This window comes from Chroococcidiopsis sp. CCNUC1 (assembly GCF_023546805.1).
Classification (GTDB): Bacteria; Cyanobacteriota; Cyanobacteriia; order Cyanobacteriales; family Chroococcidiopsidaceae; genus Chroococcidiopsis; species Chroococcidiopsis thermalis.
The window spans coordinates 780,489-798,792 of the sequence record NZ_CP097480.1 but is presented as its reverse complement, the minus strand read 5'-3'; the positions used below and the strand labels follow the sequence as shown (position 1 = coordinate 798,792).

General features: G+C 45.6%; 17 protein-coding genes. 2 read left to right on the top strand and 15 right to left on the bottom strand.

Annotated features, from left to right (window positions below; translation table 11 throughout):
• Positions 1–42 precede the first annotated feature (42 nt).
• The gene (locus M5J74_RS03730; protein ID WP_250015415.1) at positions 43–354 is read left to right on the top strand and encodes a hypothetical protein; all 312 of its coding nucleotides are present in this window, start codon (positions 43–45) and stop codon (positions 352–354) included.
• Between the two features lie 40 nt (positions 355–394).
• Here M5J74_RS03730 and M5J74_RS03725 read toward each other — a convergent pair whose 3' ends face one another.
• The 15 genes from M5J74_RS03725 to M5J74_RS03655 all read right to left on the bottom strand — a co-directional run bounded on the left by M5J74_RS03725 (position 395) and on the right by M5J74_RS03655 (position 17,630).
• Entirely contained in the window at positions 395–2,083 is a 1,689-nt protein-coding gene (locus M5J74_RS03725) for a glycosyltransferase family 39 protein (protein ID WP_250015413.1), read from the bottom strand.
• A 159-nt stretch (positions 2,084–2,242) separates the two neighbouring features.
• Positions 2,243–3,301 (bottom strand): AI-2E family transporter, encoded by a 1,059-nt coding sequence (locus M5J74_RS03720; RefSeq protein WP_015152790.1) that lies wholly within the window; start codon positions 3,299–3,301, stop codon positions 2,243–2,245.
• Positions 3,302–3,381: 80 nt separating this feature from the next.
• Complete coding sequence (locus M5J74_RS03715) at positions 3,382–3,678, bottom strand: DUF2288 domain-containing protein (protein ID WP_015152789.1); 297 nt, start codon at positions 3,676–3,678, stop codon at positions 3,382–3,384.
• A 132-nt stretch (positions 3,679–3,810) separates the two neighbouring features.
• Positions 3,811–4,449 carry a 1-acyl-sn-glycerol-3-phosphate acyltransferase gene (locus M5J74_RS03710; protein ID WP_015152788.1) on the bottom strand — a complete coding sequence of 213 codons (639 nt, stop codon included), beginning with the start codon at positions 4,447–4,449 and terminating at the stop codon, positions 3,811–3,813.
• 144 nt (positions 4,450–4,593) lie between these two features.
• A complete protein-coding gene (fabD, locus tag M5J74_RS03705; protein WP_250015411.1) occupies positions 4,594–5,463 on the bottom strand; it encodes an ACP S-malonyltransferase in 870 nt (289 codons plus the stop codon).
• 103 nt (positions 5,464–5,566) lie between these two features.
• Positions 5,567–6,559, bottom strand: coding sequence for a beta-ketoacyl-ACP synthase III (locus M5J74_RS03700; RefSeq protein ID WP_250015410.1), 993 nt, complete (start codon positions 6,557–6,559; stop codon positions 5,567–5,569).
• A gap of 90 nt (positions 6,560–6,649) precedes the next feature.
• On the bottom strand, positions 6,650–7,666 hold the full coding sequence (plsX, locus tag M5J74_RS03695) for a phosphate acyltransferase PlsX (protein WP_015152785.1): 1,017 nt from the start codon (positions 7,664–7,666) through the stop codon (positions 6,650–6,652).
• Positions 7,667–7,896: 230 nt separating this feature from the next.
• Complete coding sequence (locus M5J74_RS03690) at positions 7,897–9,483, bottom strand: NAD(P)H-quinone oxidoreductase subunit N (protein WP_106167610.1); 1,587 nt, start codon at positions 9,481–9,483, stop codon at positions 7,897–7,899.
• Positions 9,484–9,861: 378 nt separating this feature from the next.
• Positions 9,862–12,126: a cytochrome-c peroxidase gene (locus M5J74_RS03685; RefSeq protein WP_250015408.1), complete on the bottom strand. Its 2,265-nt coding sequence runs from the start codon at positions 12,124–12,126 to the stop codon at positions 9,862–9,864.
• 315 nt (positions 12,127–12,441) lie between these two features.
• On the bottom strand, positions 12,442–13,662 hold the full coding sequence (locus M5J74_RS03680; RefSeq protein WP_015152782.1) for a mannosyltransferase family protein: 1,221 nt from the start codon (positions 13,660–13,662) through the stop codon (positions 12,442–12,444).
• A gap of 82 nt (positions 13,663–13,744) precedes the next feature.
• The gene (locus M5J74_RS03675; protein ID WP_106171320.1) at positions 13,745–14,647 is read right to left on the bottom strand and encodes an ROK family protein; all 903 of its coding nucleotides are present in this window, start codon (positions 14,645–14,647) and stop codon (positions 13,745–13,747) included.
• Between the two features lie 52 nt (positions 14,648–14,699).
• Positions 14,700–14,906, bottom strand: a complete 207-nt coding sequence (locus tag M5J74_RS03670) for a hypothetical protein (RefSeq protein ID WP_015152780.1) — start codon at positions 14,904–14,906, stop codon at positions 14,700–14,702.
• Between the two features lie 173 nt (positions 14,907–15,079).
• Entirely contained in the window at positions 15,080–15,982 is a 903-nt protein-coding gene (locus M5J74_RS03665; RefSeq protein WP_250015407.1) for an ABC transporter permease, read from the bottom strand.
• A 275-nt stretch (positions 15,983–16,257) separates the two neighbouring features.
• On the bottom strand, positions 16,258–16,887 hold the full coding sequence (ruvA, locus tag M5J74_RS03660; protein ID WP_250015405.1) for a Holliday junction branch migration protein RuvA: 630 nt from the start codon (positions 16,885–16,887) through the stop codon (positions 16,258–16,260).
• Complete coding sequence (locus tag M5J74_RS03655; RefSeq protein WP_106217636.1) at positions 16,884–17,630, bottom strand: sucrose-phosphate phosphatase; 747 nt, start codon at positions 17,628–17,630, stop codon at positions 16,884–16,886. The genes ruvA and M5J74_RS03655 overlap by 4 nt, the downstream gene beginning before the upstream one ends.
• A 354-nt stretch (positions 17,631–17,984) precedes the next feature.
• Here M5J74_RS03655 and M5J74_RS03650 point away from each other — a divergent pair, with 354 nt between their 5' ends.
• The gene (locus M5J74_RS03650; protein WP_250015403.1) at positions 17,985–18,290 is read left to right on the top strand and encodes a DUF4351 domain-containing protein; all 306 of its coding nucleotides are present in this window, start codon (positions 17,985–17,987) and stop codon (positions 18,288–18,290) included.
• Positions 18,291–18,304 lie beyond the last annotated feature (14 nt).

Below are 18,304 nucleotides of genomic sequence, written 5' to 3'. Positions count from 1 at the left end.
CTATTTGTGACTGCTGTTTAACCTAAAACCGTGGAATTTGGCATGAACACTATCATTGCAGCATCAATTTGCATTTTCTTAGCTGGCAGTTGCTACTTTTTGATGAATTGGATGACCTTCTTTCATCGCCAGCCCAATCCTTCAGTGGAAGATAGATTTTTAGCTTTTACAATTTTAATTGTAGCAACTATTTTCTGGGTTTTGCTAATTCCTGTTTACTGCTTTAGGCTTTTCACAAATTTTCTTTCCAACATGCCAAAAGCTACAAAACAACAGACAATCAATACAGCAAAATTGACAACTGGCTATTCGGAAGTTTTGAGGACAGATTACAAGGTTAAAAGTCAAATTTAGGGGCTGAATCTTTTAAGAAGGGCTGTAACTATAGCGTTTCTTATGCAGGTAAAATACATTTGTAGGGGGCGCACGGCTGTGCGCCCTCTATAGTTCGTTGCACGGATTTTAATGACCAAATAACATTAGACTGTTCGACATTTATTGGCTCTATTATATAATTTTGCTCTGTTTTAAGCTGAGCTATCAGCGCTAAAAACTCCCTGGCAAAGCTAGATTTAAAATCTGTCAAACCGCAGGGATTATATAAAAATACATTACTGAATTGATCTGCATTGATTTCAATATTTTTTTGATTGACTAGCAAAAGCTTAACGTTTGGATTTAGAAAATGGCTAAAAGAAAATAAATAAGTAGCATTACAATCGTACAGAGATTGATAATTACTGACAACGACTAGCGGACGAGCAGCCTGATTGATAATTCGAGCAATTTCAAGATCGTTTTGATTTTTACCTTTATTCCATGCAGTTTCTGAGTAAGCAATTTTAGTAGAAGAAAATATCCCACCTGTGAAGACAGCGATCGCTATCCATAACCACATTTTTCTTTGCCATTGAGGAAAATGAGGGGAAGCAATTTTAGTAGTAAAAAGATAAGCAACAGCAATTTGAATGCTGAGATAGCAGGGAATTAAAAATCGAGCTTGTAGCGTTCTTTGTCCCTGAGTGATAAAGTCTGGAATTGCCAGACATAAGGCTGTACCTCCAAATAGAGTGAACAGAAACAACCAAACTTTACGTTCGGAAAACCGATAGGTAAAATAGGCTGCATATCCGACTAAAATCAGAGTCAATGGCAAGATTAAAAAGTCTAAATTAGTGACATTGAAAAAAATTAGTTTTACCGTATTTCCCCACGAAAAGACTAGCTGACAAGCAGATATTTTAGCTGCGGATATCCAGTTCGTTGAATCTCGCAATCTGCCATAGTTATGAATGGCGATCGCGATCCAAGGGGTGAAGATTGCTAATGCTATACTTGTCGCAAATAAATAAGCTCGAACTGTGTTTGTCCAGCGCCACCTTCGACTCGAATTTTCACTTACAAATATATAAATTCCGTGCGCGATCGCTACAAAAGCAGAAAATAAAAATGTATATAGAGCAGATGCGATCGCGATCGCGTAAATTCCCCAATTCAACCGACTGTAGCAGCGCTTTGCTTGTAATAAAGCAGCACTAGAAAGTAAAATTGTCACAGTCCATAAACTATACTGTCGCGCTTCTTGAGCGTAGAGGACGTGAAACGGAGAAATAGCCACTAGAGCGATCGCCATCCATCCCGTTAAGGGCGATAATGGAAATAATTCTCGGCACAGCCAATAGATGCAAGGAAATACAAGTAAGCTAGTAACAGCCGACAAACTGCGGATAGCTGCCACCGAATTACCAAACCATTGCATCCACTGACGCAACATTAAATAATAAAGTGGTGGATGCTGTGGATCTTCTATTGCTAACGATTCGATCGTATCTAGCCAATTGCGGTTGTGATTTGGACTTAAATATTGCCGAAATTCGCTAACATCAATAATGTTCCCGTTAAAAGTCTGCTGTACGACTTCTCGAATCACATAACCGCCAACTCTTAAAGAAGTAAAGCCTTCGTCGAACCAGTAAACTTTGCGATCGAGGTTAATTAAGCGAAAAAATATACCTAAAACTAAAATAGCTACGAGAAACCTCTGCAACCAAGTGGAATTTTTGCTAGTGAGGGAACGATGCATTAAAAAACCGTTATATATTAGATTTTCATCTAAAGACGTATGGTTTCATGTTGTCACATCCCCTAGTTTAAAAATCTTTATGTTACTGGTAGCGTGGACAATGCCCACCCTACGATAAAAACTCGTCACAAATGACAAATGACCCATGACCAATGACATTCAAGACACTTCTGCTTTCATTTCATCAATTTCAAACAAACTGACAATCACGCTAGCAATCGGAATAGCTAGAAAAACACCTAATAATCCTGCTACTCTTGCTCCTACTAATAAAGCAAAAAAGATGACGACTGGATTAACGTTTAAAGAACCTTGCATCACTCTAGGAGAAATTAAATTATCTTGAATCTGCTGCAAAATAATACAAGCAGCTAATACTTTTAATGCCAGCCAGACATTTTGAGATAAAACAATTAGAAAAATAATTCCAACTCCTAAAGTTGCTCCAATCCCAGGAATTGCATCAAACACCCCTACAATTGCTGCTAAAATTAAAGGAAAAGGTACGTTTAATACTAAGAAAACTATAAAGCTAGAAGTCGTTAAGAATAACATTAAAATGAGTTGACCTTGTACGAAACCAGAAAATTTCCGCTTCACAATAAGTTCAAATCTTGCCCGCCGATTCTTCGGTACAGACTTTAAGATTAGGCTCCAAAGCCGTTGACCGTCGAGCAGCATAAAAAAAGAAACTACAGCAATTAAAATTAAATTGAGAAAATTAGTAAAAAATATTTGAATAGTAGAAAAACTATAAGTTAAACCTACACTCAGTCCTGAGAGAATTTGATTTTGTAACTGCTGTTGAATTGCATTTAGATCGACTATAATGTTACGATTGCGTAGAAAGACCTCTAGGTTTTCTACCAATGGAATTAAAGAGTTTAAAAAAGCTGTAATACTATTAATTAGCTGTTGTGCTTGAGATACTAAGGATAAACCAACAGTAATTGTGAGCGCAATAATTAATACTAAACTCACCAGAAAAACTATAGCAACTGCTACATAGCGAGGCAAGTATTTTTGCAACCACTGTACGGGATAGCTGAGCAAAAACGCTAAAATCGCAGCAAATGAGAAGATTGCAATAACATCCTCGAAATATTTCAGCAGCAAGATAGAAGCCCAACCAGAAAGAAAAAATAGCAAGAAACGCACCAATACCAAATTATTTAAACGTTCCCAAAAATTCGGTGGTTCCTGCATATCTGGCTTCATAAGTACGATCGCTATTTGCTTAACATAGGTTTCCAGCTAGGAATACAGCATACGGTAGCTGCTGGAAATAATCACCTACCTCAAGCAGCAGATAGCTCTTGTACGAGGACGTATGGCTGGACGATCAAAGTATTGAACTGCTTAGCGCGATCGCTATTCCAATCAGAAAGTTGATGAGTAGAAGGCTTAGCAATCAATGCTTCACCGATCCAATGTTGTACCGCAGTTACGTTATCATTCGCGATCGCCACTCCAACATCAAGAATATCGAGCTGTGGTGCAACAACTACTAATGCATCTCGCATCGCATGAGGAATTAACCACTCCCACTCAGCTCTATCTAAACTTTCTGCCAGTTCTGTTCTTAAATCTTCCATCAATCTGAAGTTATGAGAATATTTTTACAGTTTATCGTTTATGAGGTAGCAGTGAGTGGCTAGCGGCTAGTGACTGGTGACTAGATAAAGAATCCAGCCACTAGCCACCAGCTACTAGCCACTGATAACTGATTATCTTCCCAATTCGTGTAGCGTAGTAATCACGGCAGCACACTGTCGCGTGATGGCTTGTAATTCTTCCTTATCAGTGGAAGTAGGAGGGGGAATGACTTCGCCAATTCTTACGGTGATGGGGACGGGACGGGGAACGGCAGAACCTTTCATTAAAATTTTTTCAGTTCCCCACAGGCTGACGGGTAAAAGTGGAGCTTGAGCTTTGGCAGCGAGTAATGCGGCTCCGCGTTTGGGATCGGTAATGCGTCCGTCAGGCGTGCGCTTTCCCTCTAAATACACGCCAATTGCCCAGCCTGCTTCTAAACATTTTAGTGCAGCACGAATAGCCTTGCGATCGCCCGCCCCGCGACTGACTGGATAAGCACCGTACAACTCAATTGCTTGCTTCAAAACCGGAACGTCAAACAACTCTTCTTTTGCCATGTAAGCCACTGGTCGTCTCATACAAGCCGAGAGCAGTGGCGGATCGAAGTAACTAGCATGATTGCTCACTACCACCAACGATCCCTTTTGGGGGACATTTTCCGCGCCAAAAATGCGTCCCCGAAAATAAGCGTGCAGCATCGGACTGACTACCGAATATTTAAATAGGTAGTACAGCAGCAGACTGGCAAATGGTTCGCGTTCTCTTGGCATGGGGAATCGGTAGTCGGGAGGCGGGAGTCGGGAATCGGGAGTCGGGAATCGGGGGACAAGGAGGACAAGGGGGACAAGGAAGCAGTTCTAGCCACTAGCCACTAGCCACTAGCCACTAGCCACCAGTCACTGATAACTGTCAACTTACGACTTACCACTAATATTTTCTAAACCTAAGTCAGGGGAAGTCCGCTTGATTAATCCGGTCAGGACGTTACCTGGACCAATTTCTACTACCTGTTGCACGCCTGCTTCTACAAAGCGTTGAACTGTCTCGCGCCAACGAACTCCACCTGTCATCTGGCGTGCCAGGCGATCTTTTAAAATCGCCGCATCTACAGTTGGCACTGGTTCCACGTTCGATAAAACTGGAATTGTTGCCGTGTTAAAGCTTACGGTTTCTAATACTTGTTGAAACTCGCTAGCGGCTGCTGCCATAAATGGCGAGTGAAAGGCTCCCGATACTTTTAAGGGCATAGCCCGTTTTGTTTTGATGTTAGCAATCAACTCTTGCACGGCGGTGGGAGTGCCAGAAATTACGACCTGAGCTGGGCTATTATCGTTTGCCAGGACAACATCAGACATTTGTTGCAGTTGAGTTTCTAGCTGGGTGCGATCGAAACCAATTAAAGCCGCCATCATCCCACCAGAAACGCTGTCCATCAGTTCGGCACGGCGTTTAATTAGGCGTAATCCCGACGACCAATCAAACACGCCAGCAACGTAGAGAGCAGCATATTCTCCTAAGCTATGACCTGCTACTAAGTCTGGTTGTCGTCCTTGTTGCCGTAACAAGTCAGCAAGAATAGATTCTACAACGTACATACAAGGCTGGGTGTAGAGCGTGCGCGACAGGCTATCATCTTCGCTTTGGCAAATTTCAACAACAGACCAACCTAAAATTTCTTCTGCCTGGGCAAACTTATCTTTGGCATAGTCGATTTCTAACAAATCCATCCCCATGCCAGTTGCTTGCGAACCTTGCCCTGGAAATACCCATGCTGTTTTAGTCATTTGTCATTTGTCATTTGTGAGTGGCTGGTGGCTCGTGGTTAGTGGCTAGTCACCAGTCACCAGCCACTAGCCACTGATAACTGGTCACTGATAACTGATTCACCTACTTCCATTGAAAGATGGCGGCTCCCCAAGTCAAGCCTGCGCCAAAGCCAGAGGCGGCGATGATGTGGTTGGGTTGCACTTGTCCTTGGCGGACTGCTTCGTCGAGTGCCAGGGGAATGGAGGCGGCGGAGGTGTTGCCGTAATGGGCGAGATTGCTAATAACTTTACGGGCGGGAATTTTCAAGCGATCGGCTACGGCATCGAGGATGCGCTGGTTAGCTTGATGTAGGAGCAACCAATCGATGTTGTCAACAGTGAGATTGGCACGAAACAGGGCTTTGTCAATGACTTCTGGAACTCTCTGCACGGCAAAACGATAGACTTCTTTACCGTTCATGGTGATGGGTTGATAAGTTCCTTGAGTCACTTCCACGCCATCCATGAGTTGTTTCGGTTTGCCCTGATAGCTGAGGTTGAGACAGTGGTTTTCCGTACCGTCGCTTTTGAGTTCAAATCCGAGTAAGCGATCGCGTTTGTCTGCTTGCATCACGACAGCTCCCGCACCATCGCCAAAGAGGACGCAGGTACGCCGATCTTCCCAATCTACCCAACGAGATAGCACATCTGCCCCAATCAGCAAAACGTTCTGATAGACTCCCGTGCGGATGTATTGGGCAGCAGTAACCATACCAAACACAAATCCCGAACAAGCTGCGGTCAGATCGAAGGCTACAGCATTACTCGCGCCCAGCCGTGCTTGGACTTGACAAGCACTCCCAAACAGATCGTCGGCGCTGGAGGTTGCTAAAAGAATCAGATCGATCTCGGCTGGCGTAATGCCTGCCATCGCGATCGCCTCTCGTCCAGCAGCAGAGGCGATCGAGCTTAAGGACTCCGCTGTCGTGGCTAGCCGCCTGCTACCAATGCCCGTGCGACTCCTAATCCACTCATCGGATGTGTCTACCAGCTGACTGAAACTCTGGTTATTCAACACGGTTGCTGGTGTGGCAGAACCGCTACCTGTAATAATTACGCCTGATTGTTGTACCATGCTTCTCCCTGTAGAAGGGGCGAGGAGTAAGGAGTGAGGGGTGAGGGGGTTAAACTTTTCCCTCGCTCCTCGCTCCTCGCTCCTCGCTCCTCATTCTTCCGCGATCGCTACCGAACCCTGAATTCGCTCTAGCACTTCGTTATCTACTGCTTCTCTTGCCAGACGAATGGCATTAAAAATCGACGGCGCTTGAGAGCTACCGTGGCTGATAATGCAGATCCCTGCGACACCCAAAAGCAATCCGCCTCCATGTTCGGCATGATCTACCCGCTGCTTGATCCGTTTCAGGTTTGGTCGCAACAGCGATACGCCTAACTGACCGTGCAATCCTTGGGGTAATTCTTCGCGCAGGATTTGCAGCAATACTTCTCCCACTGCTTCGGCAAATTTCAACAGCACGTTACCAGCAAAGCCATCGCACACGATTACATCAAAATCACCCGAGAGAATATCTCGCCCTTCGGCATTTCCGACAAATGGAACTTTAGGGTTGGCTTGGAGCAATTGGTAAGCTTGAAGTGCAAGATCGTTCCCTTTGGATTCTTCCTCGCCAATATTTAGTAAACCGACTTTAGGTTCGGGAATACCTAGAACGTATTTGCTGTACACCGTCCCCATAACCGCAAATTGTTCTAAGAACTTGGGGCGACAATCGACGTTTGCACCCACATCTAGGATCAAAACTTGCTTGCTAGCAACGATTGTGGGAAACACGGCTCCAATCGCTGGGCGATCGATTCCAGATAGTCTTCCTAAACGTAATAATGCCGATGCCATCGCTGCACCTGAGTGTCCGGCTGAGACTACGGCATCTGCCTGTTGTTGCTTGACCAAATTCATTGCTACGTTAATCGAAGCTTTGGGCTTGCGCCTAATGCCACTCAGAGGCTCCTCGTGCATTTCTATCGTCCCTTGGGCAGGGACAATTTCTAGCTGACCGAGATTAGTATTAGCGGGCAAGACGGCTTCAATAGAGTGGCGATCGCCCACCAGTATGACCTCTACGCCTAATTCGTCCCTTGCTCGCAGAGCACCAGCAACAATTTCGGCGGGTGCATGGTCTCCCCCCATAGCGTCTATTGCGATTCGTGCGCGAGTCTTTCCCATTGATGACAGTTCCAGAAACCTTAAAGATCTTACCAGTTATCAGTAGAGACGTTACATGTAACGTCTGTACAAAGCGATCGGCGAGCGGAAGTCGTAGGGGCGGGTTTTTTCGCAGATCTGTACTGGCACAAATAATTCTTCGCTCGAACCCGCCCATAAGAGTCAGGAGTAATTGCGAATTGCAAATCGCCAATTGCGAATTGAATTGTCTCCTGCTAAAAGGTAAGCAATTAAGTCCGATCTGTCAAACTTACTGGTGGCGAAGTTTTAGGTACTGGTGCAAAGCTTTGCGCTCCTGCGGAGCTGATAATGATGGGTTGTAGGATCGCCGTATTGGCAATGGAATTATTTGCCAAGGTAAATAGTGGGTTAGAGAGAATTCCAGCTAGAGATGTCGCAATTAAAGAAAGTACGATACCCACTTGTAGCGGACGCATCCCTGATAAAGTCCAGTTGATTTCGGGATAGTTTTTCACCACATCGGACATTTCCTGCGGTTCTTTGACCACCATCATCCTGACGACACGGATGTAGTAGTAAATTGAAACTACGGTGGTAATTAGTCCTAGCAATACCAATCCATACTGTCCAGCTTGCCAGCCAGCCCAGAATAAATAGATCTTGCCGAAGAAACCGGCTAATGGTGGAATACCTCCCAAAGACAGCAGGCAAATGCTGAGGCATAGAGTCAGCAAGGGATCTTTTTGATATAAACCTGAGTATTCGCTAATTTGGTCGGTTCCGGTGCGGAGGGAGAATAGAACGACGCAACAGAAGCCGCCCAGGTTCATGAACAGATATACCAACAGGTAAAACACCATACTGGCGTATCCTGCTTCTGTACCCGCAATTAAACCAATCATGACGAATCCGGCTTGGGCGATGGAAGAATAAGCCAACATCCGTTTCATGCTGGTCTGAGCTAGAGCAACGACGTTACCCAAAATCATACTCAGGACAGCGAGGGCGGTAAAGACAAACTTCCACTCGCTAGAAAGTAAGGGAAAAGCAGTAGAAAGAAGGCGAATGGCAAGGGCAAACCCAGCGGCTTTAGAACCTACAGATAAGAAAGCAATGACTGGAGTGGGCGCACCTTCATAAACGTCTGGAGTCCATTGGTGGAAAGGTGCAGCGGAGATTTTGAAGCCAATTCCCGCAATGACGAAGACGAGGGAGATCGCCAGACCGAGAGACTGACCCGCGTTAGCTTGGACGATTCCAGTGGCGATCGCGCTCAGTTCAGTTTGTCCGCCCGAGAGTCCGTAGAGTAGGGATACGCCGTAAAGGAAGACGGCTGTAGAGGAAGCACCAATCAATAGGTATTTCAGCGCCGCCTCGTTAGAACGGGGGTCGCGTTTGGTGTATCCCGTCAGCAGGTAAGAGGAAATACTTAAAGACTCTAGAGAGATAAAAATCATCACCAGCTCGTTTGCTCCAGAGAGGAACATTCCGCCTAAAGTAGCAGTGAGCAAAATGACGAGAAACTCCGCCAAAGCAGTACCGCTTTTTTCGATGTAGGTAATTGACATCAAAATGGTGACAGCGGCAGACAGCGCGATAATACCGCGAAAAACTATGCTCAGGTCATCACCATTAAAGCCGCCTAAGAAAGCTATTGGATTGGCAATATCCCATTGAAAATAGAGAGCGATTATGGAACCAAGCAGCCCTGCGATCGCTGCATAAGCAACCCAGCGCGAGGAACTCCGACCCACAATCAAGTCACCAACTAAAACCACCATGAGAGTAACGAGGACGATACTCTCTGGCAAAATCGTCCCAGCATTCAACTGGGTTGCAAGATTGGCTAAATCCATACTCTTTGTATTCAGTTGCGATGTATCAGTTGCGATGTATCAGGTACGCTCATTGAGCATCAGGACTGACTGTGTTAGTTTTATTTTCTCTTAATCCGATCCCCTTTCGGTCACGCCACCCCAGCTAATATTAGCGTTAACTGGGATTGAGAGGATAAGTTTTACTTGTTACATTAGGGCGAGTGAATGCAGATCGTTGCAAATTTCTTATAGCTGATTTTCATTTACATATGGCGATCGCTAATCTAGATATACCGAATATTAGCCATCATAATTGTGAAAGAAAAAAGCCCGACAAATCGGGCTAGGCGATCGTAAATCTCCTAGAGACGTTATATGTAACGTCTCGACAACCGATAACTGATAACTGACAACTGTTTACTGACTCAAAGTTGTCCCCGTCGTAGAGAAATTAGACAGGAAATCTGGAATCGGATTGCCTCCATTACGTCCCACGGCAGGAATTTCTAGCAAATCGTCTGTGGCTTGTCCTTTACCATCATTAACTACAGCATTTTGGTTACCTGGGTGTCCGTTGGGAACAAAAAGCTGTGGGTGGTCGAAGGGCGCTCTTTGAAAGCGAACTCGCTCATCGGTCAGTCCGCGTAGGAAGGCGACGAACGCTTGTTTTTCATTAGTGGTCAAATTCAGCACTGGCAAACCGCCAAAATCTCCACCGCGACTGTAAAAATCTATCACTTGCTCCAAAGTCAAAGTTCCGCCGTTGTGGAAATAAGGAGCAGTCAGTTCCACATTTCGCAGTCCTGGAGTTTTGAAGGCTCCATTCGCCAGGATGGTATCGCTGGGACTTAGGGGTGGATCGAGCGTGGGTGGATTTTCTCCTAATAGTTGCGAGAATTTCCCTTGCTGTGCCAACCGTGCTTCAGAGAGCGAATTGCCAAACCCATCATCAGCACCTAAAGCAACGTCTTCCTGTGGAGGTCTAACTCCAATGGCAAAAAATCCCGTATCTTCCACAGGGGTTCCAGGAATTGGCGCTCTACCGATTCTGCCACGACCAGAAACATTCCGAAACGAAGCCGCAGTTAGTTCTGTACTTGCATGACAGCCAATACAACCCCTGCGAGTGAAAAGCTGCCATCCCTGCTGTTGCTGCGGGGTAAAAGCACTGCGGTTTCCTGCTAAGAATTGGTCGAAGGGCGTTTGGCTGGAAACTAGAGTAGATTCATAGGCTTGAACTGCTAATCCAAAAAATAGCGAGAAATTGTATTCCGCCAGCGTATACTCAATTGTTGATAGAGGGCGATTTCGCGGTCGGCGATAGAATCTCCGCCTACCCGTATTCGGATTGACGCGAATCACCATGTTAGAGTCCCACCACTGAGGTTGGAAAGCTTCTTGAATCATCTGCTCGTAGGTTTTGTTTAAACCTGGCTGAGGTGCTTTACTAAAAGCTCCTAAAACGCTGTCATCGGCAGCAACGCGCTGTTTTGCTAAAGGTGGCAAAGCCAGGAGTTTTTTACCTGCCTTTCTCCCTATTCTCCTGATGATTCTCCGGCGAGTCGATTGTGCTGTCGTAGCGCTAGTTTCCGCGATCGCATCTGTTGAGGCGGCGATATCGGCACTGTTACTATCGACTAAATTACCGTTAGTATCCCTCACCCTCACGGTGTTATCCGTATCAGATAAATCGATGACTAATGGTGCTATTGGCAAATCTTCAGCTGCTGTCTCAACTGCTGTGGTTATGGGTGCTACGGCTTGGGAAGCCAAAGACGAATTTTTAATTCTGACTGGTACATCCCGCAAGCGCCTGCGGTTAGCGGCTTGTAAGACTAAAGCTTCTGGGTTTCTCAAGCCAGAGCGATCGACTCCATTAAATATATTTTGGGCGCTGCCGTCCCAGAAATTACGGAAGTTAAAGACTGCATCGATAACACTTGGAGAGTGACGATCTGTGACGCGCCGCGTGTTGATACCTTGGACTCTGAAGATATCATCTGGCTGTGGCGTGACGTTATCTTTATCGCTTCCAGGCACGATATCGACAAAATCAGCTCGAAATACCCCTTGGGAGCCTGCAATATCATTGCTGTCAGATATAACCCTAGAGGCGATATTATTGGGGTCTTCTAGCTGATGAAAGGGAAAATCTGCCGCTGTTAACTGGTAATTAGGTGCGCCAGCAAGATTAAATACGCGATCGCCTGCTTTTAATCCTGGGTTGATTTGGTTTTTAGAGCGGCTGTCTGCACCTGCTTTAAAGTGGCAGGTGGCACAAGTGACATTACCGTCCGTACCGAGTTGCATATCCCAGAATAAAGTTTTTCCCAAAGCGATCGCAGCGGTTTTGTTGCGAATAAATTCGCCAATATTGTCGGGTTCGGGAATGGATACTTGGTTTAAAGGTACGATTGGCGGACTACCAACTTGTGCTGATACAGTATGTCCGGTTAAGACTGTAAAAATCACAAGTAGGGCGATCGTAATACTAGTTTTGAGTTTTCTCGATAGTCGATCTCCTCCAATCTGCCGAGCTAAAAATGAGGTAAAAAGGCGGATACCAGCCAAAAAAGTAGCTGCTAATTTAGCAAAAAACCGAGCCACAAAACGATAAAAAACTGTTTCGTTTTCCTTGTTCGATAACTCGTTTGGTGGTTTATGCTTCAAACCATGACTCATGGCAAAATTCCCTTTGTTGGTTTGAGTAGAGATAAAATCTCTGCTTCCACAAAACAACATTGTTTAGCTTAATTACTTAAAATCGTAATATTTTGTCATTTGTTATTCGTCATTTGTCATCTGTTGTTGGTTGACAGTTAACAGTTGACAGAAATATACGTAGGATGCGTTACGCCAAAGGCTAACGCTAACGCATCACTCTAAGTTTTTGGTGCGTTACGCGCTGGCGTAACTGAGATTTTTTCAATCATCAAACTGATGGCTGGACTCCTTTCTAGTCACTAGCCACCAGTCACTAGTCACTGATAACTGATTTCAGGCTATCCAAAGTTCTTGGGCAAATCTGACTGAGAATAAGATTAGTAAAATGGTGAAAAAAACTAATGTTATATATCCCCAACGTGGATGGCGGGAGAGTAATAAACTAAGTGCAATTGGTAACGAGATGATTCCGTAAACTAACCGAGTCAATGACCAAGTACTACCAGAAACAAGTAACAATCCTAAACCACAAAAACCATAGGCGATCGCTATAGTAGTTAGTTGGTGGCGCATATGCCATAACAAATAGATACCACCTAAAACAGCAACCGTATTCAGCAACGGATCGCCTGCTAACAGCCACAAAGCCAAAACGAGTACGCAAAAACCATAGCCTACCTTAACTGGATTGAATCGGCTACGCCAGCGCCAAAGACAATAAGCCAAAGCAATTATCGCGATAAACAACAACGGATGCAGCGGATCTTCGATCCTTCCAGACTTCCAGTTAGCAGTGCCGACAACAACTTGCATCAGCATCTTCCACCAACCTTGTACGTCAACCCCTAGCGATCGCTTCCATTCCTGCTGGGCGCGTCCGAAAGCCAGCCAATCGCCTAAATAAATCCTACAGTAGAGGCTGTAGAGTAATAGACCGCTGCCAGCTGCCAAGCTAGCAAGATAGGCGATCGATTGGCGGCGCTCTTTCCAAGCAGCGATAATTAAGGCAGGCACGATCGCAATTCCAGTTGGGCGAGTCGCCGTTGCCAACATTCCCCACAGCGCCACCCCAGGATACTGCTTAAATTCAAAAGCGCGTAAGGTTGCCGTACTGCAAAGTAAATATAGCCCTTCCGTGTAGACTACCGTACCAAACAACGACAGCGGACACCAAGCTAATACGGCTGCACTCCACCGGGCTGCATTGGTTCCATACTGCCGAGCCATCCAATTAGCTAGTAATAATAATGCGCCTAAAAACGCCAAATTATTTACTAATACCCCCGCCACTTCTGCTGATAACCCCAGCAGCATCAAAGCACGGATACACAGAGGAAACAACGGAAAAAAAGCAACATTGTCTCCTGCATAACCAGAAGTTGCAATCTGTTGATAAAAGACGCTATCCCAATGAGAAAAAACTCGCCAACCAAAATTAGGAATAACGCCTCCTGGTGGTTTTGGTAGTGCAGGTGCAATGAATAACATCGCTACTGCTACCACCGAGCGGCTCAGCAGCCACATACAAGCAGCAAATCTTAATTCATTTCTCATTATTCAGTTATCAGTAGAGAGTGACTAGTGGCTGGTGGCTAGTGGCTGTTTATCTAGTCACCAGTCACTAGTCACTAGCCACTCACCAGTTACCAACTACCTTTGTCAAAGCCAATTTAGCCGCTCCCACGATTCCGGCTTGATTGCCTAACTCGGCGCAAACTAACTGCAAACCCTCGCGGGAACAGGGTTCAACTCGACGCTCAATTTCAGCCCATGTTGCAGGAAAGAAAAACTCCGCACACGCACACGCACCACCACCGATCGCCACTGCTTCTGGCGATAGTACGTATACCAGACTTGCCAACCCTGCTCCTAAATCCTTACCATATTCCGACCAAAATTGCAAAGCCGCGGGATCTCCAGCTTCAGCCAAAGCGCCTAACTCGGCTGGTTCCTTGCCCGTGCGCCGTCGGATCGCTGTTACCGAAACGTACTGTTCTAAAGAGCCTTGATTGCCACTTTTACAGGGTGGACCATCAGGATTGAAGGTGATTAACCCCAGTTCCCCAGCCGCGCCGCGATGCCCGCTAAATAGTTTGCCATCAAGGATAATTGCCCCACCGACACCCGTACCTATAGTCAATAAAATAAAATGCTTGAACTTGCGCCCTACCCCCAACCACGCTTCCCCTACGCCCGCACAATTGGCATCGTTAGCAACGACTGTCGGTAAACCCGTTTTTGCTTCTAACCAATCGGCTAAAGGAACGTTGTACCAGTCAGGAAGATTAATCGCAACTTTCGCAATTCGCCCCGCCGCATCAGCGGGACCGGGAGTTCCGACACCAATCGCCACCGCTTGCCGTTGCGGATCGACTTGAGCGATCGCCTCTACCATTGCCAATAGTACCGCTGTTGGCGTAGCTGGTTGGGGCGTAGGTACGGTTAAAGACTGCAAGCAAGTCCCATCCGGCAAAAATCGCCCTAACTTAATTGCAGAACCGCCCAAATCGATACCGATGACTTGATGGTCATTTGTCATTTGTCATTTGTTGTTAGCTGACGTTAACTGATAACTGGTCACTGGTCACTGGTCACTGATTTTGCTGCCAGTTGCGATCGCAATATCTACTTTGTTTATTTTGACCGAGCGATCGCTGTAGAGTTGTGCCATGAGACACTCCTACATTTGGCTGCGATTTCAAAGCTGTTACGGGTGCGGCATGAATAATACTCGCAGCAGCAAGCGAAAGCATCAAACCACCAGCAGCAGCAGCAACTAAAGATATCGGATCTTTCATCGTCTTTACTTTTTCAAACAAGGCTTTTCAAAGATAACCGATGAACGGGTCGTGGGGTGTGGGGTGTGGGGTGTGGGGGAGCCAGTGCGGTCTTGGGGGTTACCCCCATGAGCAACTGGCGTTGTGAGGTGTTTGATTTAATTCCGAATTCCGAATTCCGAATTCCGAATTCATTATGGTGGTGTTTGACTCCAACTGTCTTTTCGCAAACGGGGGTTGATAAATTCGTTTAAGCCTTCACCCAGTAAAGACAATCCTACAACCATTAATGTCATGCCTAAGCCAGGAAAAAGCGCCGTCCACCATACTCCTGTTGGCAGTGCTTCGAGGGCAAGACGCAGATCGTGACCCCATTCTGGTGTTTCTTCTGGCAGTCCTAACCCTAAAAATCCTAAGCCACCCAGCGTTAAAATGGCATCGGCAGCATTGAGAGTGAATAATACTGGTACGCTCTGCACGACGTTGAAAAAGAGGTATCGAGTTAGAATTCTTCCGGTTGAGGCTCCCATAGCTTGGGCAGCTTCGACAAATAATTCGGTTTTGACGCTAACGGTGTGGTTGCGGACGACACGGTAATATTGGGGAATATAGGCGATACTGATGGCGATCGCAGCATTTAATATTCCTCTACCGACGACAAAGGCTAGCGTTACCGAAAGCAAAAGTCCTGGTAGCGTGTAGATCGTGTCCATAAAAAATAACAATATGCGATCGAGTTTGCCACCGAGATAGCCACTGACTAAACCTAAAGGTACGCCAATAATTAAACCAAAGGCTGTGGCTAACACCACCACTTGCAACGCCGCTTGAGTGCCGTATAGCGTGCGCGAAAATACGTCATAACCTTGGCGCGTCGTGCCAAATAAATACTTGAGGGAAGGTGGATCGTGAATTGGGTTAATCAGGGATTCTGTAGGGTTTTGAATCCATCCCCAAGTTTGAAATACTGGAGCGAGTATTGCTATGCCTAAAAAAATCAGGGTAATCGCTAAGCCAATCGCTGTCAGTTGTAAGGAAAGGCTGGGACGACCAGAAAATCGAATCAATCTGGGAAGTTGACGTTTTGCCACACTCATGCGTGTTTGCCCTAACAGGAGCGATACGCAGACTATTGTTACCTAAAAATAAGTCAAAAGTTAAAAGTCAAAAGTCAAAATTTTGAAACTTGTGCTGTTACGCATTTATAGCAAACAGCGGATGAACTAGGACAATTCAATTTACTACAAGTTCGCGCTTGTACCATGAGTTCTTCATTTGCTCGAAAGCTCGCTACTTCCTGAATATTAGCCATAAAGAGATCGCCAACAGGGTTCCATTCTTTTGACTTTTGCCTTTTGACTTTTGACTTACTTTATTGGCTACTCAACCAAGTCATCGCCTGTTTCATCCATTCTTCGGGGCTGGCGTTTTTCGGTACGAGGGCGTTTTGACTGACAGCTGTTAGTGCCTGAGAAATTTCGCTGGGGCTGTAGCCGACGGCGAGGAGTGCGGCTTGCACTTCTTCTAAAATATTTGGGGCTAGGGGTATGGCGGCTGTCGTTGTGGCGAGTCCAGCTGTTTGACTCCAACTGACTAATTTGCTTTTCAGTTCTAAACAAATGCGTTCGGCAGTTTTGCCACCCACACCAGGGGTTTGTAGCAGGAGTTGGGTATTGTTGCTGACGATCGCCTGTACCAGATCGGAGATATCAAAAGTATCTAATAAAGCGATCGCCAGTGCCGCACCAATACCGCTAACGCCGATTAACAAGCGAAATAAGTCTCGTTGTACGCTAGAACCAAAACCGTACAGTGATGGCTGTTCTTCCCGCACTTGGAGATGGGTAAAGATTTGTGTCTGTTCGCCAGCAGTTAGTTCCTGCGATAGTCGGGAGGGAATTTGCATTTCATAGCCGCAAGCGTTCACCTCTAGAATCAGGATGACGCGATTGCTGCTACTTTTGATAATGCTGGCAACTGTACCCTTGAGATAGCTAATCATCCCAAAAAACCGAAATGACCTAAGCCCTCTAGGATACCACCTGCACAGGGGGCTTGGGCTAAGTAGCGATCGCCACCTGGGTTTGCTTCGTGCCATTCTAGTAATTCAGAACTGGCATTACCAACGATAATTCCTTTGGTTTCCCTGGTGGCGAACATGGAAATATCGTTACCAGAGTCGCCGCACACGACTGTTTTTTCTGAGGAAACTTGCCAAGTTGAACGTAAAAACTTGACTGCTAAGCCTTTATCACCGCGTAAGGGCAGAATATCTAAATCGGTTCCGGTACTATAGATTAATTTGACTTCTAAGCCTTGCTGTTTCAAGGTAGATTCCAATTGAGGTAATAGTTCTGCTGCTACAGTTCGAGCCAAGTGAAAGCTAACTTTATAGGGACGCTGTTCTGAATCTGCTTGTAGCGTCAGATCGGCAAAATGAGCTGCGATCGCTAAAATTTTATCGCGATCCCAGCCTATATCGAGTTGTTCCGACCAAGCAGTATAAGAGTTATCAATCCCGTCGAGATAGATTTCCGTCCCCACTGACGCAACCAAAGCATCAGGGGAGATCAGATTTTTTTCCTGTTGCAATTCTTGATATAGTATGGGCGATCGCCCTGTTGCATAAACAATCTTCGTGCCGTGTACGTGGCGATGGTAACTTAGTTTTTGGTTTAATTCTGACAAGGCGCGATCGTCACCTACGAGGGTGTTATCTAAGTCGGTTACGAAGAGAAATTTCACAACTACCTCTTATCCCAGCTACTCCATCAAATAGTTTAGGACTAAGTGGCGATCGATGAGATCGAGCAAGTCAAAAGTTAAAAATCAAAAGTCAAAATAGATATCTTGCTTGCATTCACTCTTCATCCGCGTACCCAATGGTTGCGGCTGCACCAACATCAGCATTCATCTGCGTTTCCATCTGCATTGAAATTCATCTCTAGTAAGCTCAGCCATATTTGCCCCCTTGAGTTAAATATTAGTATTAACTGCATATGTAATTTTTTCTTAGCCCCTTTTTAAGGGGGTTGGGGGATCGAAAAAAAATAGTTACCTTATTGCAAGATCCCCTAATATAGCAATCCTATTTGATTCATGAACGAGCAGGCTTCTAGCCTGCGGCAGGCTAGAAGCCTACTTTACAAATCATTTAGAACTGCTATAGCAGGGCTAAGATTTGAGCAGAATTTAATTCAACAACTATTTCGAGAGGAAATTATGCGGGAATCCGTAATTTATCAAGATATTATTCAAAAGGGCATACAACAAGGCAAGCAGGAAGGCGAGTTAGCAGTTGTGCTACGCCAACTCACCCGCCGCCTTGGAACGATAGAACCTGAAGTCCAAGAACGCTTGCGGAGTTTAACTACTACTCAGTTAGAAGATTTAGCAGAAGCTTAGAGTTTTCAGCCTTT

Excerpts from the sequence above, each read along its gene's own strand:
- M5J74_RS03730 (WP_250015415.1), top strand. The coding sequence starts at position 43 with ATGAACACTATCATTGCAGCATCAATTTGCATTTTCTTAGCTGGCAGT.
- M5J74_RS03725 (WP_250015413.1), bottom strand. The coding sequence starts at position 2,083 with ATGCATCGTTCCCTCACTAGCAAAAATTCCACTTGGTTGCAGAGGTTT.
- M5J74_RS03720 (WP_015152790.1), bottom strand. The coding sequence starts at position 3,301 with ATGAAGCCAGATATGCAGGAACCACCGAATTTTTGGGAACGTTTAAAT.
- M5J74_RS03715 (WP_015152789.1), bottom strand. The coding sequence starts at position 3,678 with ATGGAAGATTTAAGAACAGAACTGGCAGAAAGTTTAGATAGAGCTGAG.
- M5J74_RS03710 (WP_015152788.1), bottom strand. The coding sequence starts at position 4,449 with ATGCCAAGAGAACGCGAACCATTTGCCAGTCTGCTGCTGTACTACCTA.
- fabD (WP_250015411.1), bottom strand. The coding sequence starts at position 5,463 with ATGACTAAAACAGCATGGGTATTTCCAGGGCAAGGTTCGCAAGCAACT.
- M5J74_RS03700 (WP_250015410.1), bottom strand. The coding sequence starts at position 6,559 with ATGGTACAACAATCAGGCGTAATTATTACAGGTAGCGGTTCTGCCACA.
- plsX (WP_015152785.1), bottom strand. The coding sequence starts at position 7,666 with ATGGGAAAGACTCGCGCACGAATCGCAATAGACGCTATGGGGGGAGAC.
- M5J74_RS03690 (WP_106167610.1), bottom strand. The coding sequence starts at position 9,483 with ATGGATTTAGCCAATCTTGCAACCCAGTTGAATGCTGGGACGATTTTG.
- M5J74_RS03685 (WP_250015408.1), bottom strand. The coding sequence starts at position 12,126 with ATGAGTCATGGTTTGAAGCATAAACCACCAAACGAGTTATCGAACAAG.
- M5J74_RS03680 (WP_015152782.1), bottom strand. The coding sequence starts at position 13,662 with ATGAGAAATGAATTAAGATTTGCTGCTTGTATGTGGCTGCTGAGCCGC.
- M5J74_RS03675 (WP_106171320.1), bottom strand. The coding sequence starts at position 14,647 with ATGACAAATGACCATCAAGTCATCGGTATCGATTTGGGCGGTTCTGCA.
- M5J74_RS03670 (WP_015152780.1), bottom strand. The coding sequence starts at position 14,906 with ATGAAAGATCCGATATCTTTAGTTGCTGCTGCTGCTGGTGGTTTGATG.
- M5J74_RS03665 (WP_250015407.1), bottom strand. The coding sequence starts at position 15,982 with ATGAGTGTGGCAAAACGTCAACTTCCCAGATTGATTCGATTTTCTGGT.
- ruvA (WP_250015405.1), bottom strand. The coding sequence starts at position 16,887 with ATGATTAGCTATCTCAAGGGTACAGTTGCCAGCATTATCAAAAGTAGC.
- M5J74_RS03650 (WP_250015403.1), top strand. The coding sequence starts at position 17,985 with ATGAACGAGCAGGCTTCTAGCCTGCGGCAGGCTAGAAGCCTACTTTAC.